Below are 25,178 nucleotides of genomic sequence, written 5' to 3' on the forward strand. Positions count from 1 at the left end.
AGAGAAAAGCAGCCTGGCTATTCAAAGTATGATAAAAACAGGGGGCAAGGGATGTTGCTTAACATGATGTGTGGTCGTCGGCTTTCGGCAATAAGTTTTTGTCTGGCCGTAACATTCGCTCCACTGTTCAGTGTGCAGGCTGATGAGCCTGAAGTAATCCCTGGCGACAGCCCGGTGGCTGTCAGCGAACAGGGAGATGTACTGCCGCAAGCGCAAGCGACGGCAATTATGGCGGGGATCCAACCGCTACCAGAGGGTGCGGCGGAAAACGCTCGCACACAAATCGAATCTCAATTACCCGCAGGTTATAAGCCGGTTTATCTTAACCAGCTTCAACTGCTGTATGCCGCACGTGATATGCAGCCGATGTGGGAAAACCGTGATGCGGTTAAAGCTTTCCAGCAGCAACTGGCGGAAGTGGCGATTGCCGGTTTTCAGCCGCAGTTTAATAAATGGGTAGAGTTACTGACTGACCCAGGCGTTAATGGTCTGGCACGTGACGTAGTGTTGTCGGATGCAATGCTGGGTTACCTTCATTTCGTTGCTAACATTCCGGTCAAAGGCACGCGCTGGCTATACAGCAGTAAACCTTATGCGCTCTCAACACCACCGCTCTCGGTCATTAACCAATGGCAGGTGGCGCTAAATAATGGCCAATTGCCAACGTTTGTTGCAGGACTGGCACCGCAGCATCCGCAATATGCCGCGATGCATGAATCTTTACTGACCTTGCTCAGTGATACCAAACCGTGGCCACAACTAACCGGTAAAGCAACGTTGCGTCCTGGACAGTGGAGTAATGACGTACCAGCACTGCGCGAAATATTGCAGCGCACAGGTATGCTCAATGGTGGACCGAAAATTGCGCTGCCTGGCGATGAAACACCCGCTGATGCAGTCGTTAGCCCATCTGCCGTTGCCGTCGAAACTGCGGAAAAGCAAACAAAGTTTCTTAGTAAACCTAAGCCAACTGTACGTGCCGCCTACGATAATGAGCTGGTTGAAGCGGTTAAACGTTTTCAGGCATGGCAAGGATTGGGGGCAGATGGTGCTATTGGTCCAGCCACACGTGATTGGCTCAATGTGACACCTGCACAGCGTGCAGGTGTGTTGGCGCTCAACATCCAGCGTTTACGTTTGCTGCCTGCGGAGCTTTCTACCGGCATCATGGTCAATATACCGGCCTATTCTTTGGTCTATTACCAGAACGGTAATCAGGTGCTGGACTCGCGGGTGATTGTCGGCCGTCCTGACCGCAAAACACCAATGATGAGCAGTGCCTTAAACAATGTGGTAGTGAATCCGCCGTGGAACGTACCGCCGACGCTGGCACGCAAAGATATTCTGCCGAAAGTGCGTAATGATCCGGGCTATCTGGAAAGCCATGGCTATACGGTGATGCGTGGCTGGAACAGCAAAGAAGCAATTGACCCGTGGCAGGTTGACTGGTCGACGATTACCGCGTCGAATTTACCGTTCCGCTTTCAGCAAGCTCCAGGCCCACGAAATTCGCTAGGACGGTATAAATTTAATATGCCGAGTTCAGACGCTATCTACTTACATGACACGCCTAATCACAATCTGTTCAAGCGTGATACGCGTGCGTTGAGCTCTGGCTGTGTGAGGGTGAATAAGGCATCCGATCTGGCAAACATGCTGTTGCAGGATGCAGGCTGGAATGACAAGCGTATTTCCGATGCTCTGAAGCAGGGAGATACCCGTTACGTCAATATCCGTCAGTCTATCCCGGTTAATCTCTACTACCTGACAGCATTTGTCGGCGCAGATGGGCGTACTCAATATCGTACAGATATTTACAATTATGATCTGCCTGCGCGATCCAGCTCGCAAATTGTATCGAAAGCGGAACAATTAATCAGGTAAATGAAGTAGTTCGGGGAAATCAGTTGTCGTAATAATTGGCATGATTGGGGGCTATTCCTTGTAGCCCCCATCACTGCTGGGGTTGAGTCACCTTGACGTTAGCTTTATGGGCGGTTAAGGTGCACTCTTGTGCGCCAGAAGTGCATATAAACGATAACATTGACCTGTAGACTTGATTACCATGGACAAATTCGACGCTAATCGCCGCAAACTACTGGCGCTTGGTGGCGTTGCACTTGGTGCTGCCATCTTGCCGACCCCTGCGTTTGCGACACTCTCCACCCCACGCCCGCGTATTTTGACACTCAACAATCTCCATACTGGAGAGTCAATTAAAGCGGAGTTTTTCGATGGCAGAGGCTATATTCAGGAAGAATTGGCAAAACTAAACCATTTTTTCCGCGATTTCCGCGCGAACAAAATAAAGTCCATCGATCCAGGATTATTCGACCAGTTGTATCGCCTGCAAGGCCTGTTAGGTACTCGCAAGCCGGTACAGTTAATTTCTGGTTACCGTTCTATCGACACCAATAATGAATTACGCGCACACAGCCGTGGAGTAGCGAAGAAAAGCTATCACACCAAAGGCCAGGCGATGGATTTCCATATTGAAGGCGTCGCGTTAAGCAATATTCGCAAAGCCGCGTTATCTATGCGCGCAGGTGGTGTAGGATATTACCCACGTAGTAACTTTGTGCATATTGATACCGGACCTGCACGGCACTGGTAGCAATCGCTTAACGAAACAGGGGCAGTATGAATTATCGTATTATTCCGGTCACTGCATTCTCCCAGAACTGCTCATTGATCTGGTGTGAACAAACTCGCCTGGCAGCACTGGTTGATCCTGGCGGTGATGCGGAAAAAATTAAACAGGAAGTTGATGCCAGCGGCCTGACGCTGATGCAGATCCTACTGACACATGGCCATCTGGATCACGTTGGTGCAGCGGCGGAACTGGCAAAACATTACGGCGTGCCAGTACTTGGTCCGGAAAAGGAAGATGAGTTCTGGCTGCAAGGCTTGCCTGCGCAAAGCCGCATGTTTGGCCTGGATGAGTGTCAGCCACTGACGCCGGATCGTTGGCTGAATGAAGGCGACACGATCAGCATAGGGAATGTGACTTTACAGGTGTTACATTGCCCAGGGCATACACCGGGCCATGTGGTCTTTTTTGATAATCAGTCAAAACTGCTGATTTCTGGCGACGTCATTTTCAAAGGTGGAGTAGGGCGCAGTGACTTCCCACGTGGCGACCATAATCAACTGATCTCCTCTATCAAAGATAAACTGCTGCCGCTTGGCGATGATGTGACGTTTATTCCAGGGCACGGGCCGTTATCCACCCTCGGCTATGAACGGTTGCATAACCCCTTCCTGCAAGACGAAATTCCCGTCTGGTAAAGGCGCATAAAAAAGCCCGCTTTCACAGCGGGCTTCATTGGTTTTAATGCTTACAGCACAGCCACAATCGCTTCGCACAGCGGAGCCATGTTGTCTGGCGTCATCCCGGCTACGTTCACACGACCGGAAGCCACAGCATACACGCCAAACTCTTCACGCAGACGCAGTACCTGTTCTTTAGTCAGACCGCTAAAAGAGAACATGCCGTTTTGTTTGATAATGAAACTGAAGTCGCGGTTTGCGCCTTTTTCCTGCAGCGTATTAACGAACAATTGACGCATACGCTGAATACGCTGACGCATATCAGTCAGCTCTTGTTCCCAGATAGCACGTAACGCATCATTACTCAGGATAGTGGCAACAACCGAAGCTCCGTGCGCGGGTGGGTTAGAATAGTTCGCACGAATCGCCGCTTTCATCTGGCTGAATGCGCGATCCACGGTTTCACTGTCCGCAGCAACCAGCGTACATGCGCCTACACGTTCGTTGTACAGACCAAAGTTTTTAGAGTAGGAACTGGCGACGATCAGTTCTTTATGCAGAGCTGCGAAAACGCGCAGACCTTCAGCATCTTCTTCCAGACCGCGAGCAAAACCCTGGTAAGCAAAGTCAAACAGCGGTAACCAGCCTTTCTCAACGGAAAGCTGCGCCAGCGTTTGCCATTGCTCCAGTGTAGGATCAATGCCGGTTGGGTTATGGCAGCAACCGTGGAACAGCACCACGTCGCCAGACTGGGCTTCGTTCAGACTGTTAATCAGGGCGTCGAAGTCCAGAGTATGTTTTTCCGCGTCGTAATAAGCGTATTCACGTACTTCCAGGCCTGCAGAGTTAAAGACGCTCTTATGGTTCGGCCAGCTAGGGTTGCTCACCCACACACGCTTAACGTCGGTATTTTTTGCCAGGAAATCGGCAGCCACGCGTAACGCACCAGTACCACCAGGGGTCTGAGCTGTGCGGGCGCGTTTGTCGTTGATTAGGGCGCTACCTTTACCAAACAGCAGTTCCTGGGTGCAACGACCAAATTCAGGAATACCGTCAATGCCGAGGTAGTTTTTGGTGGTTTCATTTTCGAGCAGATACTGTTCAGCCTTTTTAACGCTGGTCAGTACCGGGGTTTTGCCCGTCTCATCTTTATAGACACCAATCCCGAGGTTAATTTTGCCGGGACGTTCATCGGCACGAAACAGATCGGCCAGGCCCAGAATCGGGTCGGCAGGAGCGGCGGTAATGTTCTCAAACATGACGAGGTTCCATTATGGTTACAGAAGGGAAGTCCGCTATCAGGGTAACGGGAGATTTACAAAATTCCAACTATTACTGATGAAAACACCGGCTGTTTTTGCAAGACGTGAGATTGCTCTGGAAGGCATAAAAAAAACAGGACCAAAGTCCTGTTTTTTCGGCATTTAACAAAGAGGTCTGCTATTAGAACTGGTAAACGATACCCACAGCAACTGTGTCGTCAGAACCTACGCCCAGTTTGTTGTCAGAATCGATCTGGTTGATGATGTAGTCAACATAGGTAGACATGTTTTTGTTGAAGTAGTAGGTTGCGCCCACTTCAACATAGTTCACCAGATCAACATCACCGATACCACCTTCTACGTCTTTCGCTTTAGATTTGGTGTAAGCGATGGACGGACGCAGACCGAAGTCAAACTGGTATTGTGCAACTAACAGGATATCTTGCGTTTTGTTAGCAAAGCCGCCGGTGATCGGCGTAGCGTTACGGGTTTCACCGTAGTTTGCTGCCAGGTAGATGTTGTTCGCATCGTACTTCAGGCCGGTAGCCCACTGTTCAGCTTTTTTACCCTGGCCGAGAGGCTGGGCTTCCTGCAAGTTTGTACGGTCAGCAGCACCATAAGCACCAACGATACCAAAGCCTTCGAATTCGTAGCTGATGGAGCCGCCAACACCGTCGCCGTTAGAACGACGTGCGGTGTCGCGTTCGTTTTTACCCAGGTACTGAACAGCGAAGTTCAGGCCGTCAACCAGACCAAAGAAGTTGGAGTTACGGTAAGTTGCAACGCCGCCAACACGACCAACGAAGAAGTCATCGCTGTATGCAGTGTCACCACCAAATTCCGGCAGCATATCGGTGTAACCCAGTGCGTCATAAACAACACCATAGTTACGACCGTAATCGATTGAGCCAGCATCAGCAAATTTCAGACCAGCGAACGCCAGACGGGTTTTGTTGCCATTTTGGGCATCAGAACCCTCAGAGTTGTTACCCTGGAAGTTGTATTCCCACTGACCGTAACCGGTCAGATCAGAATTGATTTGAGTTTCCCCTTTAAAACCAAGACGGGCATAGGTCATATCGCCATTGCCACCGTAACTGTTTTCACCGTTACCCTTGGAAAAATAGTGCAGACCGACAGCTTTACCGTACAGATCTACTTTGTTGCCATCTTTGTTATAGATTTCTGCAGCGTTTGCAGTTCCTGCTACTAACAGAGCAGGGACGATCACTGCCAGAATGTTGCGCTTCATCATTATTTATTACCCTCATGGTTTTTTTTATGACACCTGCCACTGCCGTCAATAAGTTTCGTCAATAAATATTTACGGAGCTATTGATGAAAGTTTGGTGTCTTTATGTATCTGCAGGCATCTTTCCATTCAAACTAACGTTTCGCTACCGTGAAAGTGCTACAAAGATAAAGATATAGTTACAAAAAGAAAAAATGTGTAACTAAGTATTAATTTTAAGGAACTTTGTGAACACCGTCATATTTCCACCAGGATTTAATGATATTTATGGCGGATCTTATATATGTATATGATTTACTTATATTAAATCTAACTAAACAGAAATTTTCTTTCTGATGATTTCTCTCTGTGACTTCTCTCTAATACACTTTCAGCCATCCAGAAAGCCAATAATAAGTATAAAAATTGTGCTATCAGATAAGAAATGACTAATCCGCAATAAGGCTATGGGTTATTTTTTGTTCGCAAATGTTGCAAAGAAACATTCCGTAACAGGAAGATTGCTTTGGCAGGGTTGCAATTAGATTGATTGACTTAACAAACAGATAACTTGACAGAAGGGGATAAAAAAGAGCCAGCGGGTGCTGGCTCTCGGAAAAGTTAAATTAGAAACTGGCGTTACGTGGAGTGCGTGGGAACGGAATTACGTCACGCACGTTTTGAACGCCAGTCACGTAGGCGATCAGGCGTTCAAAACCAAGACCAAAACCGGAATGTGGAACAGTACCGTAGCGACGCAGATCGCGATACCACCAGTAATCTTCTTTATTCAGGCCCATCTCCAGCATACGTTCGTCCAGAACGTCCAGACGCTCTTCACGCTGGGAACCACCAATGATCTCACCGATACCCGGAGCCAGAACGTCCATTGCTGCAACGGTTTTACCGTCTTCGTTAAGGCGCATGTAGAACGCTTTAATGTCTTTCGGATAGTTTTTCACGACTACCGGCGCTTTAAAGTGTTCTTCTGCCAGGTAACGTTCATGCTCGGAAGAGAGATCCACACCCCAGTAAACCGGGTTTTCAAATTTCTTACCGCAGTTTTCGAGGATGGTTACCGCGTCGGTATAATCCACCTGCGCGAAGTCTGCCTCAATGAAACGCTCCAGACGTGAAACTGCATCTTTATCCACGCGTTCAGCGAAGAATTTCATATCGTCAGCACGTTCTTCGAGAACCGCTTTAAAGACGTATTTCAGCATGGCTTCTGCCAGGCCGGCGATATCGTTCAGGTTAGCAAACGCGACTTCCGGCTCCAGCATCCAGAATTCCGCCAGGTGACGGCTGGTGTTGGAGTTTTCTGCACGGAAAGTCGGGCCGAAGGTATAAATTTTAGACAGCGCACAGGCATAAGTCTCGCCGTTTAACTGGCCTGATACGGTCAGGAACGACTCTTTACCGAAGAAATCTTTGTCGAAATCAACTTTGCCCTGATCGTTACGTGGCAGGTTTTCCAGATCCAGTGTTGAAACACGGAACATTTCGCCAGCGCCTTCGGTATCGGACGCGGTGATCAGCGGTGTAGAAACCCAGAAGAAACCTTGTTCGTTAAAGAATCGATGCAGTGCCTGCGCCAGCGTGTGGCGAACGCGCGCAACGGCACCAATCAGGTTGGTACGTGGACGCAGGTGAGCGACTTCACGCAGATACTCAATGCTGTGGCGTTTTGCTGCCATCGGGTAAGTGTCTGGATCTTCAACCCAACCAGCGACTTCAACATTGCTGGCCTGAATTTCAAATTGTTGCCCCTGGCCCGGCGACGCCACGACTTTACCCGTCACAATGACCGAGCAACCGGTGGTCAGACGCAGTACGTCTTCATTGTAATTGGGCAGAGAATTATTGATGACAGCCTGTACAGGATCAAAGCAGGAACCGTCATAAACGGCGAGGAAGGAGATGCCAGCTTTTGAATCTCGGCGGGTACGTACCCATCCGCGCACGGTGACTTCGCTGTCAACGGCTACGCGGCCCTGGAGTACGTCGGCTACAGGCACAACGCTCATAATATTCTCTCTGTTAATAGTCGGAAAAAATAAACACTTGTCCACCCGTGAAATGGGGGGATACCTATGTTACCTGGCATCCGCAATCAGACAAGCAGAATTCGCAGATGCAGCGAAAGATTTCGGAATTAAAGGTAAAAAAGGGAGCCGTTATGGCTCCCTGATGATATTAACTGGCTTTTTTAATGTGCGGAAGGTCGAACGCTTTACGAAGTGCGCGAACAAACGCCTTGTCGTGGCAGATTGTTTTGCCAGGACTGTCAGAAAGTTTCGCCACAGGTTTACCGTTACACTCCACCAGCTTAATCACAATATTCAGTGGCTTGACTTGGGGGATATCGCAGGTCAGGCGTGTACCTATACCAAAACTTAATTGCACACGGGAAGAGAAGTGGCGATAAAGCTCGACCGCTTTGCGTAAATCCAGATTGTCAGAGAAAACCAGCGTTTTGCTCTGAGGGTTGATTCCCAGCTTCTCATAATGCGCGATGGCTTTTTCGCCCCATTCTACCGGGTCGCCAGAGTCATGACGCAGCCCCTGATAGCGGCTGGCAAATTCCACGCCGAAATCACGCAAGAATGCGTCCATAGTAATGCAATCGGTTAACGCAATTCCCAGTTGATCGGGATATTCATTGAGCCATGCGGCAAGTGCGGCACGTTGGCTGTTGGCAAGATCCGGGCTGATTTGTTGATGCGCCTGGAACCATTCGTGAGCCTGAGTTCCCATTGGCGTGAGGGAAAGCCGACGCGCCAGATCGTAGTTACTGGTGCCAACGAACCAGGATTCTTGTTGCAAACGTTGAACGATGGTTTCCTGGACTTCGCGGGAAAAACGTCGGCGGGTGCCGAAATCCATCAGATGGAAGCGCGACATATCGAGATCGGCAGTTAACGCCGAGAAGTCGACTAATTTGCTTTCCAGCGTATCGAGGGCTTGCGCAACGTCGGCCTGCGGTGAGCGGTAGCGATGTACCAGTTCACTGATGACCGCCAGCAAAGGAACTTCCCAGAGGATGACTTCACGCCACGGACCGCTTAAACGAATATCCAGCTTGCCGTTATCGTTGGTGACGGTGACCTGTTCCGGGTTAAAGCGGAACTCGCGCAACCAGTTGAGGTAGTCGGCCTTAAAAAAAGGCAGGGCAGAGAGCCATTGATATTCATCATCCTGCAGGCGCAGACGCTGCATCGCCTGGACCTGTTCACGAATAGCATCGGCATAAATACCCAGCAGATCGTCACCTCGGCAACGAAACTCCGCCGCGACATGCACATCATAATAGTGATGAAACACGGCTTGCTGCATATGCAACTTATAAGCATCTGTATCCAGCAGCGAGTGCAGAACAGGAGAAGCGAATTGTGTCATAGGTGCGCAGTAGCGTCCTCGTACGGGAGCGTTTAGTACAATAAACATCTTCAGGAACTGCTGGAGTATACCTTGTTTCGCAATTTATTGAACCCCGATCACACCATATGCCACGTTTATGGTCGATGGCGTTGCGCTCTGTATGTTATAAAAATGTAGCAATAAAAGCGTTTGTACCTGAAAAGATGAAGATTCTGCGTAGCGAGATTTATACAACAGGAATAGACTGAACACCTGACTCTATAAAAGATGCTAAAGGTTATTTATGACTCAACAGCCACAAGCCAAATACCGTCACGATTATCGTGCGCCGGATTACCAGATTACTGATATTGACTTGACCTTTGACCTGGACGCGCAAAAGACGGTGGTTACCGCGATCAGCCAGGCTGTCCGTCATGGTGCATCAGATGCTCCACTTCGTCTTGACGGCGAAGATCTTAAACTGGTCTCTATTCATATTAATGATGAGCCGTGGTCCGCCTGGAAAGAAGAAGAGGGCGCACTGATCATCAGTAATTTACCGGAGCGTTTTACGCTCAAGATCGTTAATGAAATTAGCCCTGCGTCCAACACTGCACTGGAAGGGCTTTACCAGTCAGGCGATGCGCTTTGCACCCAGTGTGAAGCCGAAGGTTTCCGCCACATTACGTACTATCTCGATCGCCCGGACGTGCTGGCGCGTTTTACGACTAAAATTATTGCCGATAAAACCAAATACCCGTTCCTGCTTTCTAACGGTAACCGCGTTGCGCAAGGTGAGTTGGAAAACGGACGTCACTGGGTACAGTGGCAGGACCCGTTCCCGAAACCGTGCTATCTGTTTGCGCTGGTGGCAGGCGATTTTGATGTGCTACGCGACACCTTCACCACGCGTTCTGGCCGTGAAGTGGCGCTGGAGTTGTATGTCGATCGCGGCAACCTTGACCGCGCGCCGTGGGCGATGACCTCGCTGAAAAATTCCATGAAGTGGGATGAAGAGCGCTTTGGTCTGGAGTATGACCTTGATATTTATATGATCGTTGCCGTGGACTTCTTCAACATGGGCGCAATGGAGAATAAAGGTCTTAACATCTTTAACTCCAAATATGTACTGGCGCGCACCGACACCGCTACCGACAAAGATTATCTCGACATTGAACGCGTTATTGGCCATGAATATTTCCACAACTGGACCGGTAACCGTGTGACTTGCCGCGACTGGTTCCAGCTTAGCCTGAAAGAAGGTTTAACCGTGTTCCGCGATCAGGAGTTCAGCTCTGACCTGGGTTCCCGTGCCGTTAATCGCATCAACAATGTGCGCACCATGCGCGGGTTGCAGTTTGCGGAAGACGCCAGCCCAATGGCTCACCCAATCCGCCCGGACATGGTCATTGAGATGAACAACTTCTATACCCTGACCGTTTACGAGAAGGGCGCAGAAGTGATTCGAATGATCCACACCCTGCTGGGCGAAGAAAATTTCCAGAAAGGGATGCTGCTCTATTTCGAGCGTTATGATGGCAGTGCGGCAACCTGTGACGATTTCGTCCAGGCGATGGAAGATGCGTCAAATGTCGATCTCTCTCATTTCCGCCGTTGGTACAGCCAGTCCGGCACGCCGATTGTGACTGTTAAAGACGACTACGATCCAGAAACTGAGCAGTACACCCTGACCATCAGTCAGCGCACGCCAGCTACGCCAGATCAGGCAGAAAAACTGCCGCTGCATATTCCGTTTGCTATTGAGTTGTATGACAACGAGGGCAAAGTAATCCCGTTGCAGAAGGACGGTCATCCGGTCAATTCAGTGCTGAATGTCACCCAGGCGGAACAGACTTTTGTTTTTGATAACGTCTACTTCCAGCCGGTGCCTGCGCTGCTGTGTGAATTTTCCGCGCCGGTGAAACTGGAATATAAATGGAGCGATCAGCAACTGACCTTCCTGATGCGTCATGCGCGCAATGATTTTTCCCGCTGGGATGCGGCGCAAAGTCTGCTGGCAACGTACATCAAATTGAATGTCGCCCGTCATCAACAAGGGCAGCCGTTATCGCTGCCAGCACATGTTGCAGATGCTTTCCGCGCTGTGCTGCTCGATGAGAAGATCGACCCGGCGCTGGCGGCAGAAATCCTGACACTGCCTTCTGTCAATGAAATGGCGGAACTATTCGATATCATCGATCCGATTGCCATTGCCGAAGTTCGCGAAGCACTCACCCGTACACTGGCGACTGAACTGGCGGATGAATTGTTGGCTATCTATAACGCCAATCACCAGAGTGAGTATCGTGTTGAACATGAAGACATTGCGAAACGTACTCTGCGTAATGCCTGCCTGCGCTTCCTCGCCTTTGGTGAAACGCATCTGGCTGACGTGTTAGTGAGTAAGCAGTTCCATAAAGCGAACAATATGACCGATTCGCTGGCGGCACTTTCGGCGGCGGTTGCTGCGCAGTTACCGTGCCGTGACGCGTTGATGCAGGAGTACGACGACAGGTGGCATCAGGACGGTCTGGTGATGGATAAATGGTTTATCCTGCAAGCCACCAGTCCAGCGGCGAATGTGCTGGAGACGGTGCGTGGTCTGTTACAGCATCGCTCATTCACCATGAGCAACCCGAACCGTATTCGTTCGTTGATTGGTGCGTTTGCAGGCAGCAACCTGGCAGCGTTCCATGCTGAAGATGGCAGTGGTTACCAGTTCCTGGTGGAAATGCTCACCGATCTGAACCGCCGTAATCCGCAGGTGGCTTCACGTTTGATTGAGCCGCTGATTCGCCTGAAACGTTACGATGCCAAACGTCAGGAGAAAATGCGTGCGGCGCTGGAACAATTGAAAGGGTTGGATAATCTCTCTGGCGATCTTTACGAGAAGATCACCAAAGCACTGGCTTAATACAAAAGTGCCTGATGCGACGCTGGCGCGTCTTATCAGGCCTACAAACCCGTTGGAATTGTTGGTTTTGTAGGCTGATAAGGCGTTCACGCCGCATCTGGCATGTTAACCATGACGCCGAATTGGTTGTTCAGAATGCCCTCGCTGCATCACCCGCTGTAACACTTCCGCTTCCAGTTCCGCTAACCGTACTGACCCTAATCGGCGCGGGCGAGGAATATCCACCGTCAAATCCAGGCCAATCTTTCCCTCTTCAATCAACAGCACCCGGTCAGCCATCGCTACCGCTTCGCTCACATCATGCGTCACCAGCAAGACGGTAAAGCCGTGCTCCTGCCAAAGTGACACAATTAAATCCTGCATCTCCAGTCGCGTTAAGGCGTCCAGTGCGCCCAGCGGTTCATCGAGCAACAATAAACCCGGACGATGAATCAACGCTCTTGCCAGCGCCACACGCTGTTTCTGCCCGCCAGAAAGTGCGGCAGGCCATTCCCCGGCACGATTTTCCAGCCCTACCGCAGCCAGTGCCTGATGCGCCGCATCGCGCCATTGGCCTTTAAGACCTAACCCAACGTTATCAATCACCGATTTCCATGGCAGCAGACGCGCATCCTGAAACATCATCCGCGTATCATCCTGAATCTCGGCCAGCGGTGTTATACCCGCCAGTACATCACCTGCGGTTGGTGTTTCCAGCCCCGCCAGCAGACGCAGCAGAGTACTTTTACCGCCGCCGCTACGACCAACAACAGCCACAAACTGACCTGCCGGAATATGCAAATCCAGTTGATTCAGCACGATATTTTCTGCGTAATGTTTGCTCACCGCATTAAGTAGCAGTGGTGTACCCTGGTTCAGACGGGCAGTATTCATGCCGTGGCCTCCTTCAGATGATAAGCCGGATTCCAGCGCAACCAGAGACGCTCTAGCAATTGGGCGCTAATGTCAGCAAGTTTGCCGAGCAGGGCGTAGAGAATAATGGCGACGACGACGACATCCGTTTGCAGAAACTCCCGCGCATTCATCGCCAGATAACCAATGCCAGAATTGGCAGAGATGGTTTCGGCAACAATCAGCGTCAGCCACATCAGGCCCAACGCAAAACGCACGCCGACCATAATTGAGGGCAGGGCACCAGGCAGGATCACATGCACAAACAGCGGCAAGCCGGATAAGCCATAGCTACGCGCCATCTCCACCAGCCCGCGATCGATATTACGGATGCCGTGCCAGGTATTGATATAAATGGGGAACAGCGTGCCGAGCGCTACCAGGAAAATTTTTGCAGACTCATCAATGCCAAACCACAAAATCACCAGCGGGATCAGCGCCAGATGCGGCACGTTGCGCAACATTTGAATTGAGCTGTCCAGCAACCGTTCTCCCCAGCGCGACAGGCCGCTAATCAATCCCAGAATCAACCCCAGCGATCCGCCAATCGAAAAACCAATCAGCGCCCGCCAGGAGCTGATCGCCAGATGCTGCCACAGCTCACCGCTGGCCGAGAGCGTCCAGAACGCGGCCACCACTCCTTCCGGAGAGGGCAAAATACGCGTCGACAGCCAGCCAACCGAGGAGGCCAGTTGCCACACCGCCACGATGCCCACCGGTAAAAACCAGGGGGCAACGCGCAATAACCACTTCTTCACTGGCGTTGCCATCATTTTCTTCCTTAGCTTTGCGCGACATTACGTGGGATGAACTCATTCGCTACCGCTTCGCCTTGCAGGTTCAATGGCTGTGGTTGGGGAATCTGTGGAATGGCAACATCCAGATGTGGGAACAGTAATTCGCCAACCCGATACGCTTCTTCCAGATGTGGATATCCTGAGAGGACAAAACTGTCGATGCCAAGCGCGGCGTATTCGTTGATTCGTGCGGCGACTGTCGGACCATCGCCTACCAGCGCCGTCCCCGCACCGCCGCGTACCAGACCAACGCCTGCCCATAAATTGGGGCTGATCTCCAGGTTGTCGCGCTTGCCGTTATGCAACGCAGCCATTCGCTGTTGCCCCACGGAATCCGTGCGGGCAAATGCAGCCTGTGCTCTGGCGATGGTGTCATCATCAAGATGGGAGATTAACCGTTCTGCGGCCTGCCACGCTTCGTCGTTGGTTTCGCGGACAATCACATGGAGGCGAATACCGAAACGAATTTTGCGACCATGTGCGGCCGCTTTTGCCCGCACTTGCTCGATCTTCTCTTTTACCAGTGCTGGCGGCTCGCCCCAGGTGAGATAAAGATCAACTTGTTCTGCGGCCAGATCCTGGGCGACGTCTGACGATCCGCCAAAGTAAAGCGGAGGATACGGTTGTTGAATCGGTGCAAAGAGCAGTTTTGCCCCGCGCACATGAATATGCTTACCGTTGAAATCGACAGTTTCTCCCTGCAATAAACGTCGCCAGACCTGAGTAAATTCCGCCGAGGCTGCGTAACGCTCGCTGTGGTCGAGGAACACGCCGTCTCCCGCCAGTTCTTGTGGATCGCTGCCTGTTACCAGGTTAAACAACGCACGGCCATTCGACAGACGGTCGAGCGTGGCGGCCTGGCGGGCGGCAACGGTAGGTGACGTTACACCAGGGCGCAGGGCGACAAGAAACTTCAGCCTTTGCGTAACCGGGATCATCGACGCCGCCACCAGCCACGCATCTTCGCAGGAACGGCCCGTAGGGATCAGCACGCCGGTATAGCCAAGACGATCCGCCGCTTGCGCGATCTGTTGCAGATAACCGTGATCAACCGGACGAGACTCTGTTTCCGTTCCCAGATAATGACCGTCACCGTGCGTAGGTAAAAACCAGAATATATTCAGACTCATAATTGTTTTCCTTCCAGTTGAGTGGGGTGCCAGATGCGCTGGCGAATATCGACTTTTTTCGGCAGCAGATGATTTTCATAAAACAGGTCGGCAGTATGTTGCTGTAAAGCGGCAACCTCGGCACTCACTGGTTTGATGGTGGTGGGAGGACGGTGGCCAAGATAAGAGGCTATTACCGGTGCCGGTAAGCCCATCGTTTTTGCCAGCAAGGTGATACTTTGCTCGCGCTGGCTGTGGGTTAACGCATCGGCCTGGCTAAAGGTCTCCAGTACGCCCTGAATAAAGGCACCGTTTTTTTCTGCATAGGGGCGGGCCGCCAGATAAAACGACCCGGTCTGATTCAGACCAGTACCATCTTTTAATACCCGCACACCACCCTGTAATAATGCAGCAGAGTAGTAAGGATCCCAGATGGCCTAGGCATCTACGTTACCTTGCTGGAAGGCCGCGCGGGCATCAGCAGGTGTCAGGTAAGTGGGCTGGATATCGGTGAATTTAAGCCCGGCCTGTTGCAGTGCGCGTAGTAACAGGTTGTGCGAACTGGAACCTTTCTGAAATGCGACTTTGTGGCCCTTCAGTTCAGCCACGGTTTTTATGGGACTGTTTTCTGGCACCAGAATGACTTCGGCTTTTGGTTTTGGCGGCTCGACACCGACGTATACCAAATCCGCACCAGCAACTTGGGCAAAGATAGGTGGAATGTCGCCCGTGCTGCCAAGATCAATACTGCCGATGTTGAGTGCTTCCAGCATCTGTGGACCCGCAGGAAATTCCACCCATGAAATTTTTGTTTGCGGATAGCGTTTTTCCAGGAGTTGATGGCTTTTTGCCAGCACCATGCTGATGCTGCCTTTCTGATAACCTATCCGTAACGCTTCAGGCGAAGACTCCGCAGCAACCGCGAGCGTAGTGACGCTAAGTAATCCCGCCAGCGCCAGTTTAAATATGTTACGCATGGGCGTTTCCTCGTAGAGAGAAAAGATCAGGAACCTGGACATCACGACGGTGCAACGCCTGCCAGAAGGCTTCGAGTGCGACATCAAGACGGGATTGCAGATTCGGCGTGAATTGCGGCTTATGCTGGAAATCAATCACCTGCGAGTCATCGGCAAACACACCGTGCAGGATCTCCTGCGCTTTTAAAGCGCTTAGTACCGGTTTGAGTGCGTAATCGACCGCCAATAGATGAGCCACTGTGCCGCCTGTTGCCAGTGGTAAAACCACTTTGCCTTGCAGTGCGCGTTCAGGTAGCAGGTCGAGAAGGGTTTTTAACGCCCCGGAATAAGCCGCTTTGTAGACGGGGGTCGCGACAATCAGCCCGTCAGCCTCTTGCAGTTGTGCAGTGAAAGTTTTCAGGGCCGGGCTGTCGAAACGTGCATAGAGCAAATCTTCCGGGGCGAAGTTTTGCAGATTCCAGTGATAAACCTCCACATCCAGGCTATTCAGCTTTTCTCGCGCATATTCCAGTAAGGAACTGGAGCGAGAAGGAAAGCGAGGACTTCCAGCCAGGGTAATGACACGCATACTCTCTCCTTATAACTAATTGTTCTTATTTCGTTAACATTGATAACAATTGGGTCAGTCTGACAGAGGGAGCTGGTGAGTCGAAATGATTTATCTGGTGAAGGAAAGCCAAAAAAAGCATAAAAAAGGCGCAATAAGAAAACGTTTGCTATTTATTGCCGCAGGTCAATTCCCTTTTTGGCTGAACTCGCACATAATACGCCCCCGGTTTGCACACCGGGAATCCAGGAGAGTTCATGTACTACCCCTTCGTTCGTAAAGCCCTTTTCCAGCTCGATCCTGAGCGCGCTCATGAATTTACTTTTCAGCAATTACGCCGCATTACCGGAACGCCGTTTGAAGCACTTGTTCGGCAGAACGTTCCAGCGAAACCGGTTAACTGCATGGGACTGACCTTTAAAAACCCGCTTGGTCTGGCTGCCGGTCTTGATAAAGACGGGGAGTGTATTGACGCTTTAGGTGCAATGGGATTTGGATCGATCGAGATCGGTACTGTCACCCCGCGTCCACAGCCAGGAAACGATAAGCCTCGTCTCTTTCGCCTGGTGGATGCGGAAGGTTTGATCAACCGTATGGGCTTTAATAACCTCGGCGTTGATAATCTCGTAGAGAACGTTAAAAAAGCCCATTATGACGGTGTTCTGGGAATTAACATCGGCAAAAATAAAGATACGCCGGTAGAGCAGGGTAAAGATGACTATCTGATTTGTATGGAAAAAATCTACGCCTATGCGGGATATATTGCCATCAATATTTCATCGCCAAACACCCCAGGATTACGCACTTTACAATATGGCGAAGCACTGGATGATTTATTAACTGCAATTAAAAATAAGCAAAATGATTTACAGGCGATCCACCATAAATATGTGCCAATTGCAGTGAAGATCGCGCCGGATCTTTCTGAAGATGAGTTGATCCAGGTGGCCGATAGTTTGGTTCGCCATAATATTGATGGTGTTATTGCGACTAATACCACCCTCGATCGTTCTTTAGTTCAGGGAATGAAAAATTGCGAGCAAACCGGTGGTTTAAGTGGTCGCCCGTTACAATTAAAGAGTACAGAAATTATTCGCCGCTTGTCGCAGGAATTAAACGGCCGTTTACCAATCATTGGTGTTGGTGGTATTGACTCGGTCATCGCCGCCCGTGAGAAGATTGCTGCGGGTGCATCACTGGTGCAAATTTATTCTGGTTTTATTTTTAAAGGCCCGCCGCTGATTAAAGAAATCATTACCCATATCTAATTATTTCTTTCATTTTCTCTTTATAAGATAATCAGGGCTTTATTTTCAGCCCTGGTTGTTTTATATTCATTCCTGTTACTTATTTAGATATTTTGTACTTTTCTTGTTGAGGTTATTAAGCAAAGCGACAATGGAATGTGTTGCGGTAGATTTATAGGGTAGAGGAGAGGCATATGCGAATTAAACCAGATGATAACTGGCGTTGGTATTACGATGAAGAGCATGATCGAATGATGCTTGATTTAGCCAATGGTATGCTATTTCGCTCACGTTTTGCTCGTAAAATGCTGACACCGGATGCTTTTTCTCCTGCGGGATTTTGCGTTGATGACGCCGCGCTCTATTTCACGTTTGAAGAAAAATGCCGCGACCTTAACTTATCAAAAGAACAAAAAGCCGAACTGGTGCTTAATGCGCTGGTGGCGATTCGTTACCTCAAACCGCAAATGCCGAAAAGCTGGCATTTTGTTTCTCATGGCGAAATGTGGGCACCAGTATCGGGTGATGCAGCCTGTGTCTGGTTAAGCGACACCAATGAGCAAGTCAATTTACTGGTTATTGAATCTGGCGAAAATGCTGCACTGTGCCTGCTGGCACAGCCTTGCGTCGTCATCGCCGGGCGCGCCATGCAACTGGGTGACGCTATCAAAATTATGAATGACAGGCTGAGACCGCACGTGAGTTATGACAGCGTCAGCCTTGAACAAGCCGTTTAACCTTTCAGTTTCAATGCACTCTTCGGCACACAACTACAGCAAAGAATTGTTCCGTCGTCGCTCATAGCTGATTTTTTCAGCGGGGTGACTTCGCCTTCCAGAAGCTGGATACGACAACTTCCGCAGATGCCAGCACGGCAAGAATAGGGAATACGAATCCCTTGATTTTCTAATTGTTCCAGTAATACCTGTTGGTTATTACCGCGAAATGCCTGCCCTTGCCAGTCGATATCTACATTTGCGTCCGCTTGTTGTGTCGCTGGGAAAGTGTCGTCCGCTGCGGCTGCGCCGTAGGCTTTTGCCGGTGCCGTTGCCAGAATTTCCACTTCATCGCCAACACGAATAACACCGCTGTTGCGGGCAATCAGGTTCTGACCGAAATCGACATCACCGTTATCCTGGGCAGTACGGAAAGATTGCAACGTTTTTAATGGTTCGCCAGCCGGATGCTTTTGCCCTTTTTCCGGGCTAACGGTGGTGAAAATACAACGGCTACATGGCTTCACCACATCGAACACCACATCGCCAATACGAATCACTTTCCAGGTGTCTTCTTCCCACGCAGGCACGCCAGAAACAACCAGATTGGGGCGGAATTGTTCCATTCTGACGCTTGCCGGACAGCGTTGCTGTACATCACGTAATGAGGATTCATTCGCGAGTAGATACGGATAGCCATCAGCGAATGACAGGGGTACAGTGTTGTGGCGTTTTACGCGCCGCGTCATCTGCGGCCCCACCCAGCGCAACTGCACTTCGCGGGAGAAAAATCCACTTAACCATGTGTTGATCGTGGCTGGAGCAATACGTGCAGTAAAATGGTTGCCCCACACTTCCGTTGGTGCGTCCTGTACGGCGAAATCGGCAAAGCGTACCCACGCGCTGCTGCCATCGGGCGCAGTGAGATGCAGACCGTCATGAACGGGAGAGGGGGTAAATCGCACCATCTGTGGAAACTGACGGGCGGTAATAAATGTGCCGTCGGGTTCTGTCAGCATAAAAATTCGATCGAAGGCCAGCCCGCTGATATCTGCAAGAGCGTGTGTCAGACCAATGCCGCGCATGGATTTAACAGGATGAATAAAAAGCCGGGTTAATGTCGCCACGGAGCGGTCCTCAAATGAAAATAAGCCCTCAACTTTATGACATGACGCACTTATTAGCTATAATGCGCAACAATTTTCTTAGAGCCTATACCAATAGGCTATTTTATTTGTCAGTTCGGCCCTGGGCTGCGCCCGAAATCATTAGGTGCTACGTGTACGCACCGGTTTCTCCGCGCTGCCCATCTCCTGACTGACTGCAACAATTACGCCTACTGCGGTAGGCTCTTAGAGTAAAAGTGACGATATGAATTCTCTGTTTGCCAGTACGGCCCGTGGGCTGGAAGAGCTGTTAAAAACTGAACTGGAAAACCTGGGGGCCGTTGAATGCCAGGTGGTTCAGGGTGGGGTCCATTTCAAGGGCGACACGCGGCTTGTTTACCAGAGCCTGATGTGGAGCCGCCTGGCCTCGCGTATTATGTTGCCGCTGAGCGAGTGCAAGGTTTACAGCGATTTAGACCTCTATCTCGGTGTTCAGGCGATCAACTGGACAGAGATGTTTAATCCAGGCGCGACCTTCGCTGTTCACTTCAGCGGCTTGAATGACACCATCCGTAACAGCCAGTATGGCGCGATGAAAGTGAAAGATGCCATCGTTGATGCTTTCACGCGTAAGAATCTGCCGCGTCCGAATGTTGATCGCGATACGCCGGATATCCGCGTTAACGTCTGGCTGAATAAAGAAACCGCCAGCATTGCTCTCGACTTAAGCGGTGACGGTTTACATCTGCGTGGCTATCGCGATCGTGCGGGTATTGCGCCAATCAAAGAAACCCTGGCGGCGGCTATTGTAATGCGTTCCGGCTGGCAGCCGGGAACACCATTGCTCGATCCGATGTGTGGTTCCGGTACGTTGCTGATTGAAGCGGCGATGCTGGCGACCGATCGCGCACCGGGCTTGCACCGTGGGCGTTGGGGATTTAGCGGCTGGGCGCAGCACGACGAAGCCATCTGGCAGGAAGTAAAAGCTGAAGCACAGACCCGTGCCCGTAAAGGTCTGGCGGAATACAGCTCTCATTTTTACGGTTCCGACAGCGATGCGCGGGTGATTCAACGCGCACGCACTAACGCCCGCCTCGCCGGTATTGGCGAACTGATTACTTTTGAAGTGAAAGATGTCGCGCAACTGACCAATCCGCTGCCAAAAGGGCCGTACGGTACAGTACTGAGCAACCCGCCATACGGTGAACGTCTGGACAGCGAACCGGCGCTGATTGCGCTACATAGCCTGCTGGGTCGAACCATGAAAAACCAGTTTGGTGGCTGGAATCTCTCTTTATTCAGCGCTTCGCCGGATCTGTTAAGTTGCCTGCAACTGCGCGCAGACAAACAGTACAAAGCGAAAAACGGACCGCTGGACTGCGTGCAGAAAAATTACCACGTTGCCGAAAGTACTCCGGACAGCAAACCAGCGATGGTGGCGGAAGATTACGCTAACCGTCTGCGTAAAAACCTGAAAAAGTTCGAGAAGTGGGCACGCCAGGAAGGGATTGAATGTTATCGCCTGTATGACGCCGATTTGCCGGAATACAACGTTGCCGTTGACCGCTATGCTGACTGGGTGGTGGTGCAGGAGTATGCGCCGCCGAAAACGATTGATGCGCACAAAGCGCGTCAGCGCCTGTTCGATATTATCGCCGCGACCATTTCGGTATTGGGGATTGCGCCAAACAAACTGGTGCTGAAAACCCGTGAACGGCAGAAGGGTAAAAATCAGTATCAGAAACTGGGCGAAAAAGGCGAGTTTCTTGAAGTCACTGAATACAACGCTCACTTATGGGTGAATCTGACGGATTACCTCGATACTGGTCTGTTCCTCGATCACCGCATCGCACGCCGTATGCTCGGTCAAATGAGCAAAGGCAAAGATTTCCTCAACCTCTTCTCCTATACCGGTAGCGCCACCGTGCATGCGGGATTAGGCGGCGCACGCAGCACCACTACGGTGGATATGTCGCGTACGTATCTGGAGTGGGCAGAACGCAACCTGCGTCTGAATGGCTTAACTGGCCGTGCGCATCGACTGATTCAGGCCGATTGCCTGGCGTGGCTGCGTGAGGCTAATGAGCAGTTCGATCTAATCTTTATCGATCCGCCAACCTTCTCTAACTCAAAACGAATGGAAGATGCGTTTGATGTTCAGCGCGATCATCTGGCGCTGATGAAAGATCTGAAGCGTCTGCTGCGCGCAGGGGGGACGATTATGTTCTCAAACAACAAACGCGGTTTTCGTATGGATCTCGACGGACTGGCAAAACTGGGGCTGAAAGCACAAGAAATTACGCAAAAAACACTTTCCCAGGATTTTGCCCGTAACCGCCAGATCCACAACTGCTGGCTGATTACCGCAGCCTGAAAGGAATAGTAATGTCATTAATCAGTATGCATGGCGCATGGCTGTCGTTCAGCGACGCGCCACTTCTCGATAATGCAGAGCTGCATATCGAAGATAACGAACGTGTTTGTCTGGTGGGCCGTAATGGCGCGGGCAAATCGACGTTAATGAAGATCCTCAACCGTGAACAGGGGCTGGATGACGGTCGCATTATTTACGAGCAAGATTTAATCGTTGCTCGTCTGCAACAAGATCCGCCGCGTAACGTTGAGGGAAGCGTTTATGATTTCGTCGCTGAAGGTATTGAAGAACAAGCGGAATACCTGAAACGCTACCACGATATTTCACGCCTGGTGATGAATGACCCGAGCGAGAAAAATCTTAACGAACTGGCGAAAGTTCAGGAACAGCTTGATCACCATAACCTGTGGCAACTGGAAAACCGCATCAACGAAGTACTGGCACAATTGGGATTAGATCCCAATGCTGCGCTGTCGTCGCTTTCTGGCGGTTGGTTGCGTAAAGCGGCATTAGGACGTGCGCTGGTTAGCAATCCGCGCGTATTACTGCTCGACGAACCGACCAACCATCTGGATATCGAAACTATCGACTGGTTGGAAGGTTTCCTCAAAACATTCAACGGGACGATAATTTTCATCTCCCACGATCGTTCATTTATTCGCAATATGGCGACGCGTATTGTCGACCTCGATCGCGGTAAGCTGGTGACCTATCCTGGGAATTACGACCAGTATTTACTGGAAAAAGAAGAAGCTCTGCGCGTGGAAGAACTACAAAATGCTGAGTTCGATCGCAAGCTGGCACAGGAAGAGGTGTGGATCCGTCAGGGGATCAAAGCGCGTCGTACCCGTAATGAAGGTCGTGTACGTGCCCTGAAAGCGATGCGTCGTGAACGTAGCCAGCGCCGCGAGGTAATGGGCACAGCGAAGATGCAGGTCGAAGAGGCCAGCCGCTCCGGTAAAATCGTCTTTGAAATAGAAGATGTTTGCTATCAGGTTGAGGGCAAACAACTGGTGAAAGATTTTTCCGCTCAGGTGCAACGTGGCGACAAAATTGCGTTGATTGGCCCGAATGGTTGCGGAAAAACCACGTTGTTAAAACTGATGCTGGGGCAACTTCAGCCAGACAGCGGGCGCATCCATGTCGGGACGAAACTGGAGGTGGCTTATTTCGATCAGCATCGTGCGGAACTCGATCCCGATAAAACGGTGATGGATAACCTGGCAGAAGGTAAGCAAGAGGTGATGGTTAACGGTAAACCACGCCACGTGCTGGGCTATTTGCAGGACTTCCTGTTCCATCCGAAACGGGCGATGACGCCGGTACGTGCACTTTCTGGTGGGGAGCGTAACCGTCTGCTGCTGGCGCGTCTGTTCCTCAAACCAAGTAACTTACTGATCCTTGATGAACCGACCAACGACCTTGACGTCGAAACGCTGGAACTGCTTGAAGAACTCATCGACAGCTACCAGGGCACGGTGTTGCTGGTGAGCCACGATCGTCAGTTTGTCGATAACACCGTAACAGAATGCTGGATCTTTGAAGGTGAAGGTAAAATCGGTCGTTATGTTGGCGGTTATCACGACGCTCGCGGTCAGCAAGAACAGTATGTGGCGCTTAAGCAACCAGCGGTGAAGAAAACCGAAGAAGTGCCTGTGCCAAAAGCAGAAACTGTAAAACGCAGCACGAGCAAACTAAGCTATAAACTGCAGCGCGAACTGGAACAGCTCCCGCAATTACTTGAAGAGCTGGAAGCAAAGCTGGAAGCCTTACAGGCACAGGTGGCAGATGCCTCCTTCTTCAGTCAGTCTCATGAACATACGCAAAAAGTGCTTGCCGATCTGGCTGCTGCTGAGCAGGAGCTGGAACAAGCTTTTGAGCGTTGGGAGTATCTTGAAGCGTTGAAAAATGGTGGCTGATCGCAAAACAGTTGTTTGATATAGAGGCTGATGACAAAGATAAATTGCCTGATGCGCTACGCTTATCAGGCATGAGGGAAACCTCAATTTATTGGATTTGTACAATTTATCATGCCGGAAAAGGCGCTCGCGCCGCATCCGGCATGAAAAACGAATACTTTGTCAGCAATCTGTAAAATAGCGCATCATTAAGGAGTACCAATGTGCGAACATCATCATGCCGCGAAGCATATTTTGTGCCCGCAGTGTGACATGCTGGTGGCGTTACCCCACCTTGAGCATGGTCAGAAAGCGGCATGTCCCCGGTGTGGCACGACGTTAACTGTTGCGTGGGATGCCCCACGTCAGCGCCCCACAGCATACGCGTTGGCTGCACTGTTTATGCTGTTGCTGTCCAACCTGTTTCCTTTTGTGAAAATGAACGTCGCCGGGGTAACCAGCGAAATTACGTTGCTGGAAATTCCTGGCGTGTTGTTTTCCGAAAACTATGCCAGCCTTGGCACTTTCTTTCTGTTATTTGTGCAACTGGTTCCTGCGTTTTGCCTGATAACTATTTTGTTATTGGTCAACCGCGCGGAATTGCCAGTTCGCCTGAAAGAGCACTTAGGACGGGTGCTTTTTCAACTTAAAACCTGGGGAATGGCGGAGATTTTCCTCGCTGGTGTACTGGTGAGTTTCGTTAAACTGATGGCTTATGGCAGCATTGGCGTAGGCAGCAGTTTTATTCCCTGGTGTTTGTTCTGCGTGCTTCAGTTGCGTGCCTTTCAGTGTGTCGATCGCCGTTGGTTATGGGATGATATTGCTCCTATGCCTGCGCTGAATCAGCCGCTGAAACCGGGGGTGACAGGTATTAACCAGGGGCTGCGCTCCTGTTCTTGTTGCACAGCAATCCTTCCTGCCGATGAACCGGTGTGCCCACGCTGTAGCACTAAAGGGTATGTTCGACGTAAAAACAGTCTGCAATGGACGCTGGCGTTGCTCGTTACGTCGATCATGCTGTATCTCCCTGCCAATATCTTGCCCATCATGGTGACCGATTTTTTAGGTTCAAAGATGCCGTCGACTATTCTCGCCGGGGTGATCTTGCTGTGGAGCGAAGGTTCTTATCCGGTCGCTGCGGTTATCTTTTTGGCCAGTATCATGGTTCCGACCTTAAAAATGATCGCCATTGGCTGGTTGTGCTGGGATGCCAAAGGACACGGCAAGCGTGACAGCGAAAGAATGCATTTGATTTACGAAGTTGTTGAGTTTGTAGGCCGCTGGTCAATGATTGACGTTTTCGTGATTGCGGTGCTCTCGGCGCTGGTGCGTATGGGAGGTTTAATGAGTATTTATCCGGCAATGGGTGCATTAATGTTTGCTTTAGTCGTCATTATGACAATGTTTTCTGCGATGACGTTTGACCCGCGTTTGTCGTGGGATCGTCAACCTGAACCAGAGCATGAGGAGTCCTGA

At 50.7% G+C, this 25,178-nt stretch carries 18 protein-coding genes and 1 pseudogene; 9 read left to right on the forward strand and 10 right to left on the reverse strand.

Annotated features, from left to right (window positions below; all coding sequences use genetic code 11):
• Positions 1-51 precede the first annotated feature (51 nt).
• The 3 genes from ldtD (at position 52) to gloC (ending at position 3,288) form a co-directional block, all read left to right on the forward strand.
• On the forward strand, positions 52-1,884 hold the full coding sequence (gene ldtD / locus A31E_RS17675) for a L,D-transpeptidase (RefSeq protein ID WP_016248555.1): 1,833 nt from the start codon (positions 52-54) through the stop codon (positions 1,882-1,884).
• 181 nt (positions 1,885-2,065) lie between these two features.
• A complete protein-coding gene (locus A31E_RS17670; RefSeq protein WP_001516120.1) occupies positions 2,066-2,614 on the forward strand; it encodes a peptidoglycan L,D-endopeptidase MepK in 549 nt (182 codons plus the stop codon).
• Positions 2,615-2,640: 26 nt separating this feature from the next.
• Entirely contained in the window at positions 2,641-3,288 is a 648-nt protein-coding gene (gene gloC / locus A31E_RS17665) for a hydroxyacylglutathione hydrolase GloC (RefSeq protein WP_001109447.1), read from the forward strand.
• Positions 3,289-3,338: 50 nt separating this feature from the next.
• Here gloC and aspC read toward each other — a convergent pair whose 3' ends face one another.
• From aspC to pncB, 4 genes are all read right to left on the reverse strand, one after another.
• Positions 3,339-4,529, reverse strand: coding sequence for an aspartate transaminase (gene aspC / locus A31E_RS17660; protein WP_016248556.1), 1,191 nt, complete (start codon positions 4,527-4,529; stop codon positions 3,339-3,341).
• Between the two features lie 184 nt (positions 4,530-4,713).
• Positions 4,714-5,787 (reverse strand): porin OmpF, encoded by a 1,074-nt coding sequence (gene ompF / locus A31E_RS17655; protein ID WP_000977929.1) that lies wholly within the window; start codon positions 5,785-5,787, stop codon positions 4,714-4,716.
• Positions 5,788-6,389: 602 nt separating this feature from the next.
• Positions 6,390-7,790: an asparagine--tRNA ligase gene (gene asnS / locus A31E_RS17650; RefSeq protein ID WP_000117892.1), complete on the reverse strand. Its 1,401-nt coding sequence runs from the start codon at positions 7,788-7,790 to the stop codon at positions 6,390-6,392.
• 169 nt (positions 7,791-7,959) lie between these two features.
• A complete protein-coding gene (gene pncB / locus A31E_RS17645) occupies positions 7,960-9,162 on the reverse strand; it encodes a nicotinate phosphoribosyltransferase (protein ID WP_010376903.1) in 1,203 nt (400 codons plus the stop codon).
• 265 nt (positions 9,163-9,427) lie between these two features.
• On the opposite strand from pncB, the gene pepN reads away from it, so the two are divergent.
• On the forward strand, positions 9,428-12,040 hold the full coding sequence (pepN, locus tag A31E_RS17640; protein ID WP_016248557.1) for an aminopeptidase N: 2,613 nt from the start codon (positions 9,428-9,430) through the stop codon (positions 12,038-12,040).
• 105 nt (positions 12,041-12,145) lie between these two features.
• Here pepN and ssuB read toward each other — a convergent pair whose 3' ends face one another.
• From ssuB to ssuE, 5 genes and pseudogenes are all read right to left on the reverse strand, one after another.
• Complete coding sequence (ssuB, locus tag A31E_RS17635; protein ID WP_001090478.1) at positions 12,146-12,913, reverse strand: aliphatic sulfonates ABC transporter ATP-binding protein; 768 nt, start codon at positions 12,911-12,913, stop codon at positions 12,146-12,148.
• On the reverse strand, positions 12,910-13,701 hold the full coding sequence (gene ssuC / locus A31E_RS17630; RefSeq protein WP_000235185.1) for an aliphatic sulfonate ABC transporter permease SsuC: 792 nt from the start codon (positions 13,699-13,701) through the stop codon (positions 12,910-12,912). Before ssuC ends, ssuB begins: the two co-directional genes overlap by 4 nt.
• A gap of 11 nt (positions 13,702-13,712) precedes the next feature.
• On the reverse strand, positions 13,713-14,858 hold the full coding sequence (gene ssuD, locus A31E_RS17625; protein ID WP_001516124.1) for an FMNH2-dependent alkanesulfonate monooxygenase: 1,146 nt from the start codon (positions 14,856-14,858) through the stop codon (positions 13,713-13,715).
• Positions 14,855-15,814: pseudogene (locus A31E_RS0122270) on the reverse strand (sulfonate ABC transporter substrate-binding protein). Before A31E_RS0122270 ends, ssuD begins: the two are co-directional and overlap by 4 nt.
• A complete protein-coding gene (gene ssuE, locus A31E_RS17620; RefSeq protein ID WP_001516126.1) occupies positions 15,807-16,382 on the reverse strand; it encodes an NADPH-dependent FMN reductase in 576 nt (191 codons plus the stop codon). The pseudogene A31E_RS0122270 and the gene ssuE overlap by 8 nt, the downstream one beginning before the upstream one ends.
• Before the next feature lie 236 nt (positions 16,383-16,618).
• Here ssuE and pyrD point away from each other — a divergent pair, with 236 nt between their 5' ends.
• Positions 16,619-17,629, forward strand: a complete 1,011-nt coding sequence (gene pyrD, locus A31E_RS17615) for a quinone-dependent dihydroorotate dehydrogenase (RefSeq protein WP_016248560.1) — start codon at positions 16,619-16,621, stop codon at positions 17,627-17,629.
• 173 nt (positions 17,630-17,802) lie between these two features.
• Positions 17,803-18,345 (forward strand): cell division protein ZapC, encoded by a 543-nt coding sequence (gene zapC, locus A31E_RS17610; RefSeq protein WP_001220666.1) that lies wholly within the window; start codon positions 17,803-17,805, stop codon positions 18,343-18,345.
• Here zapC and A31E_RS17605 read toward each other — a convergent pair.
• Entirely contained in the window at positions 18,342-19,451 is a 1,110-nt protein-coding gene (locus A31E_RS17605; protein ID WP_001516128.1) for a YcbX family protein, read from the reverse strand. The two genes, zapC and A31E_RS17605, sit on opposite strands and share 4 nt — an antisense overlap.
• A gap of 244 nt (positions 19,452-19,695) precedes the next feature.
• On the opposite strand from A31E_RS17605, the gene rlmKL reads away from it, so the two are divergent.
• The 3 genes from rlmKL (at position 19,696) to pqiA (ending at position 25,178) form a co-directional block, all read left to right on the forward strand.
• Positions 19,696-21,804, forward strand: coding sequence for a bifunctional 23S rRNA (guanine(2069)-N(7))-methyltransferase RlmK/23S rRNA (guanine(2445)-N(2))-methyltransferase RlmL (gene rlmKL / locus A31E_RS17600; protein WP_001086563.1), 2,109 nt, complete (start codon positions 19,696-19,698; stop codon positions 21,802-21,804).
• 11 nt (positions 21,805-21,815) lie between these two features.
• The gene (locus A31E_RS17595) at positions 21,816-23,723 is read left to right on the forward strand and encodes an ABC transporter ATP-binding protein (protein WP_000053064.1); all 1,908 of its coding nucleotides are present in this window, start codon (positions 21,816-21,818) and stop codon (positions 23,721-23,723) included.
• A gap of 201 nt (positions 23,724-23,924) precedes the next feature.
• Positions 23,925-25,178, forward strand: a complete 1,254-nt coding sequence (gene pqiA, locus A31E_RS17590; RefSeq protein ID WP_000333137.1) for a membrane integrity-associated transporter subunit PqiA — start codon at positions 23,925-23,927, stop codon at positions 25,176-25,178.

This window comes from Escherichia sp. KTE159, from assembly GCF_000408805.1.
In the GTDB taxonomy this organism is placed as follows: Bacteria; Pseudomonadota; Gammaproteobacteria; order Enterobacterales; family Enterobacteriaceae; genus Escherichia; species Escherichia marmotae.

What these genes read in the sequence shown, in the direction of transcription:
- A31E_RS17670 (WP_001516120.1), top strand. Translation starts at nt 2,066, where the DNA reads ATGGACAAATTCGACGCTAATCGCCGCAAACTACTGGCGCTTGGTGGC.
- ompF (WP_000977929.1), bottom strand. Translation starts at nt 5,787, where the DNA reads ATGATGAAGCGCAACATTCTGGCAGTGATCGTCCCTGCTCTGTTAGTA.
- aspC (WP_016248556.1), bottom strand. Translation starts at nt 4,529, where the DNA reads ATGTTTGAGAACATTACCGCCGCTCCTGCCGACCCGATTCTGGGCCTG.
- pyrD (WP_016248560.1), top strand. Translation starts at nt 16,619, where the DNA reads ATGTACTACCCCTTCGTTCGTAAAGCCCTTTTCCAGCTCGATCCTGAG.
- pepN (WP_016248557.1), top strand. Translation starts at nt 9,428, where the DNA reads ATGACTCAACAGCCACAAGCCAAATACCGTCACGATTATCGTGCGCCG.
- ssuB (WP_001090478.1), bottom strand. Translation starts at nt 12,913, where the DNA reads ATGAATACTGCCCGTCTGAACCAGGGTACACCACTGCTACTTAATGCG.
- ssuD (WP_001516124.1), bottom strand. Translation starts at nt 14,858, where the DNA reads ATGAGTCTGAATATATTCTGGTTTTTACCTACGCACGGTGACGGTCAT.
- gloC (WP_001109447.1), top strand. Translation starts at nt 2,641, where the DNA reads ATGAATTATCGTATTATTCCGGTCACTGCATTCTCCCAGAACTGCTCA.
- ssuC (WP_000235185.1), bottom strand. Translation starts at nt 13,701, where the DNA reads ATGGCAACGCCAGTGAAGAAGTGGTTATTGCGCGTTGCCCCCTGGTTT.
- zapC (WP_001220666.1), top strand. Translation starts at nt 17,803, where the DNA reads ATGCGAATTAAACCAGATGATAACTGGCGTTGGTATTACGATGAAGAG.
- pncB (WP_010376903.1), bottom strand. Translation starts at nt 9,162, where the DNA reads ATGACACAATTCGCTTCTCCTGTTCTGCACTCGCTGCTGGATACAGAT.
- pqiA (WP_000333137.1), top strand. Translation starts at nt 23,925, where the DNA reads ATGTGCGAACATCATCATGCCGCGAAGCATATTTTGTGCCCGCAGTGT.
- ldtD (WP_016248555.1), top strand. Translation starts at nt 52, where the DNA reads ATGTTGCTTAACATGATGTGTGGTCGTCGGCTTTCGGCAATAAGTTTT.
- asnS (WP_000117892.1), bottom strand. Translation starts at nt 7,790, where the DNA reads ATGAGCGTTGTGCCTGTAGCCGACGTACTCCAGGGCCGCGTAGCCGTT.
- ssuE (WP_001516126.1), bottom strand. Translation starts at nt 16,382, where the DNA reads ATGCGTGTCATTACCCTGGCTGGAAGTCCTCGCTTTCCTTCTCGCTCC.
- A31E_RS17595 (WP_000053064.1), top strand. Translation starts at nt 21,816, where the DNA reads ATGTCATTAATCAGTATGCATGGCGCATGGCTGTCGTTCAGCGACGCG.
- rlmKL (WP_001086563.1), top strand. Translation starts at nt 19,696, where the DNA reads ATGAATTCTCTGTTTGCCAGTACGGCCCGTGGGCTGGAAGAGCTGTTA.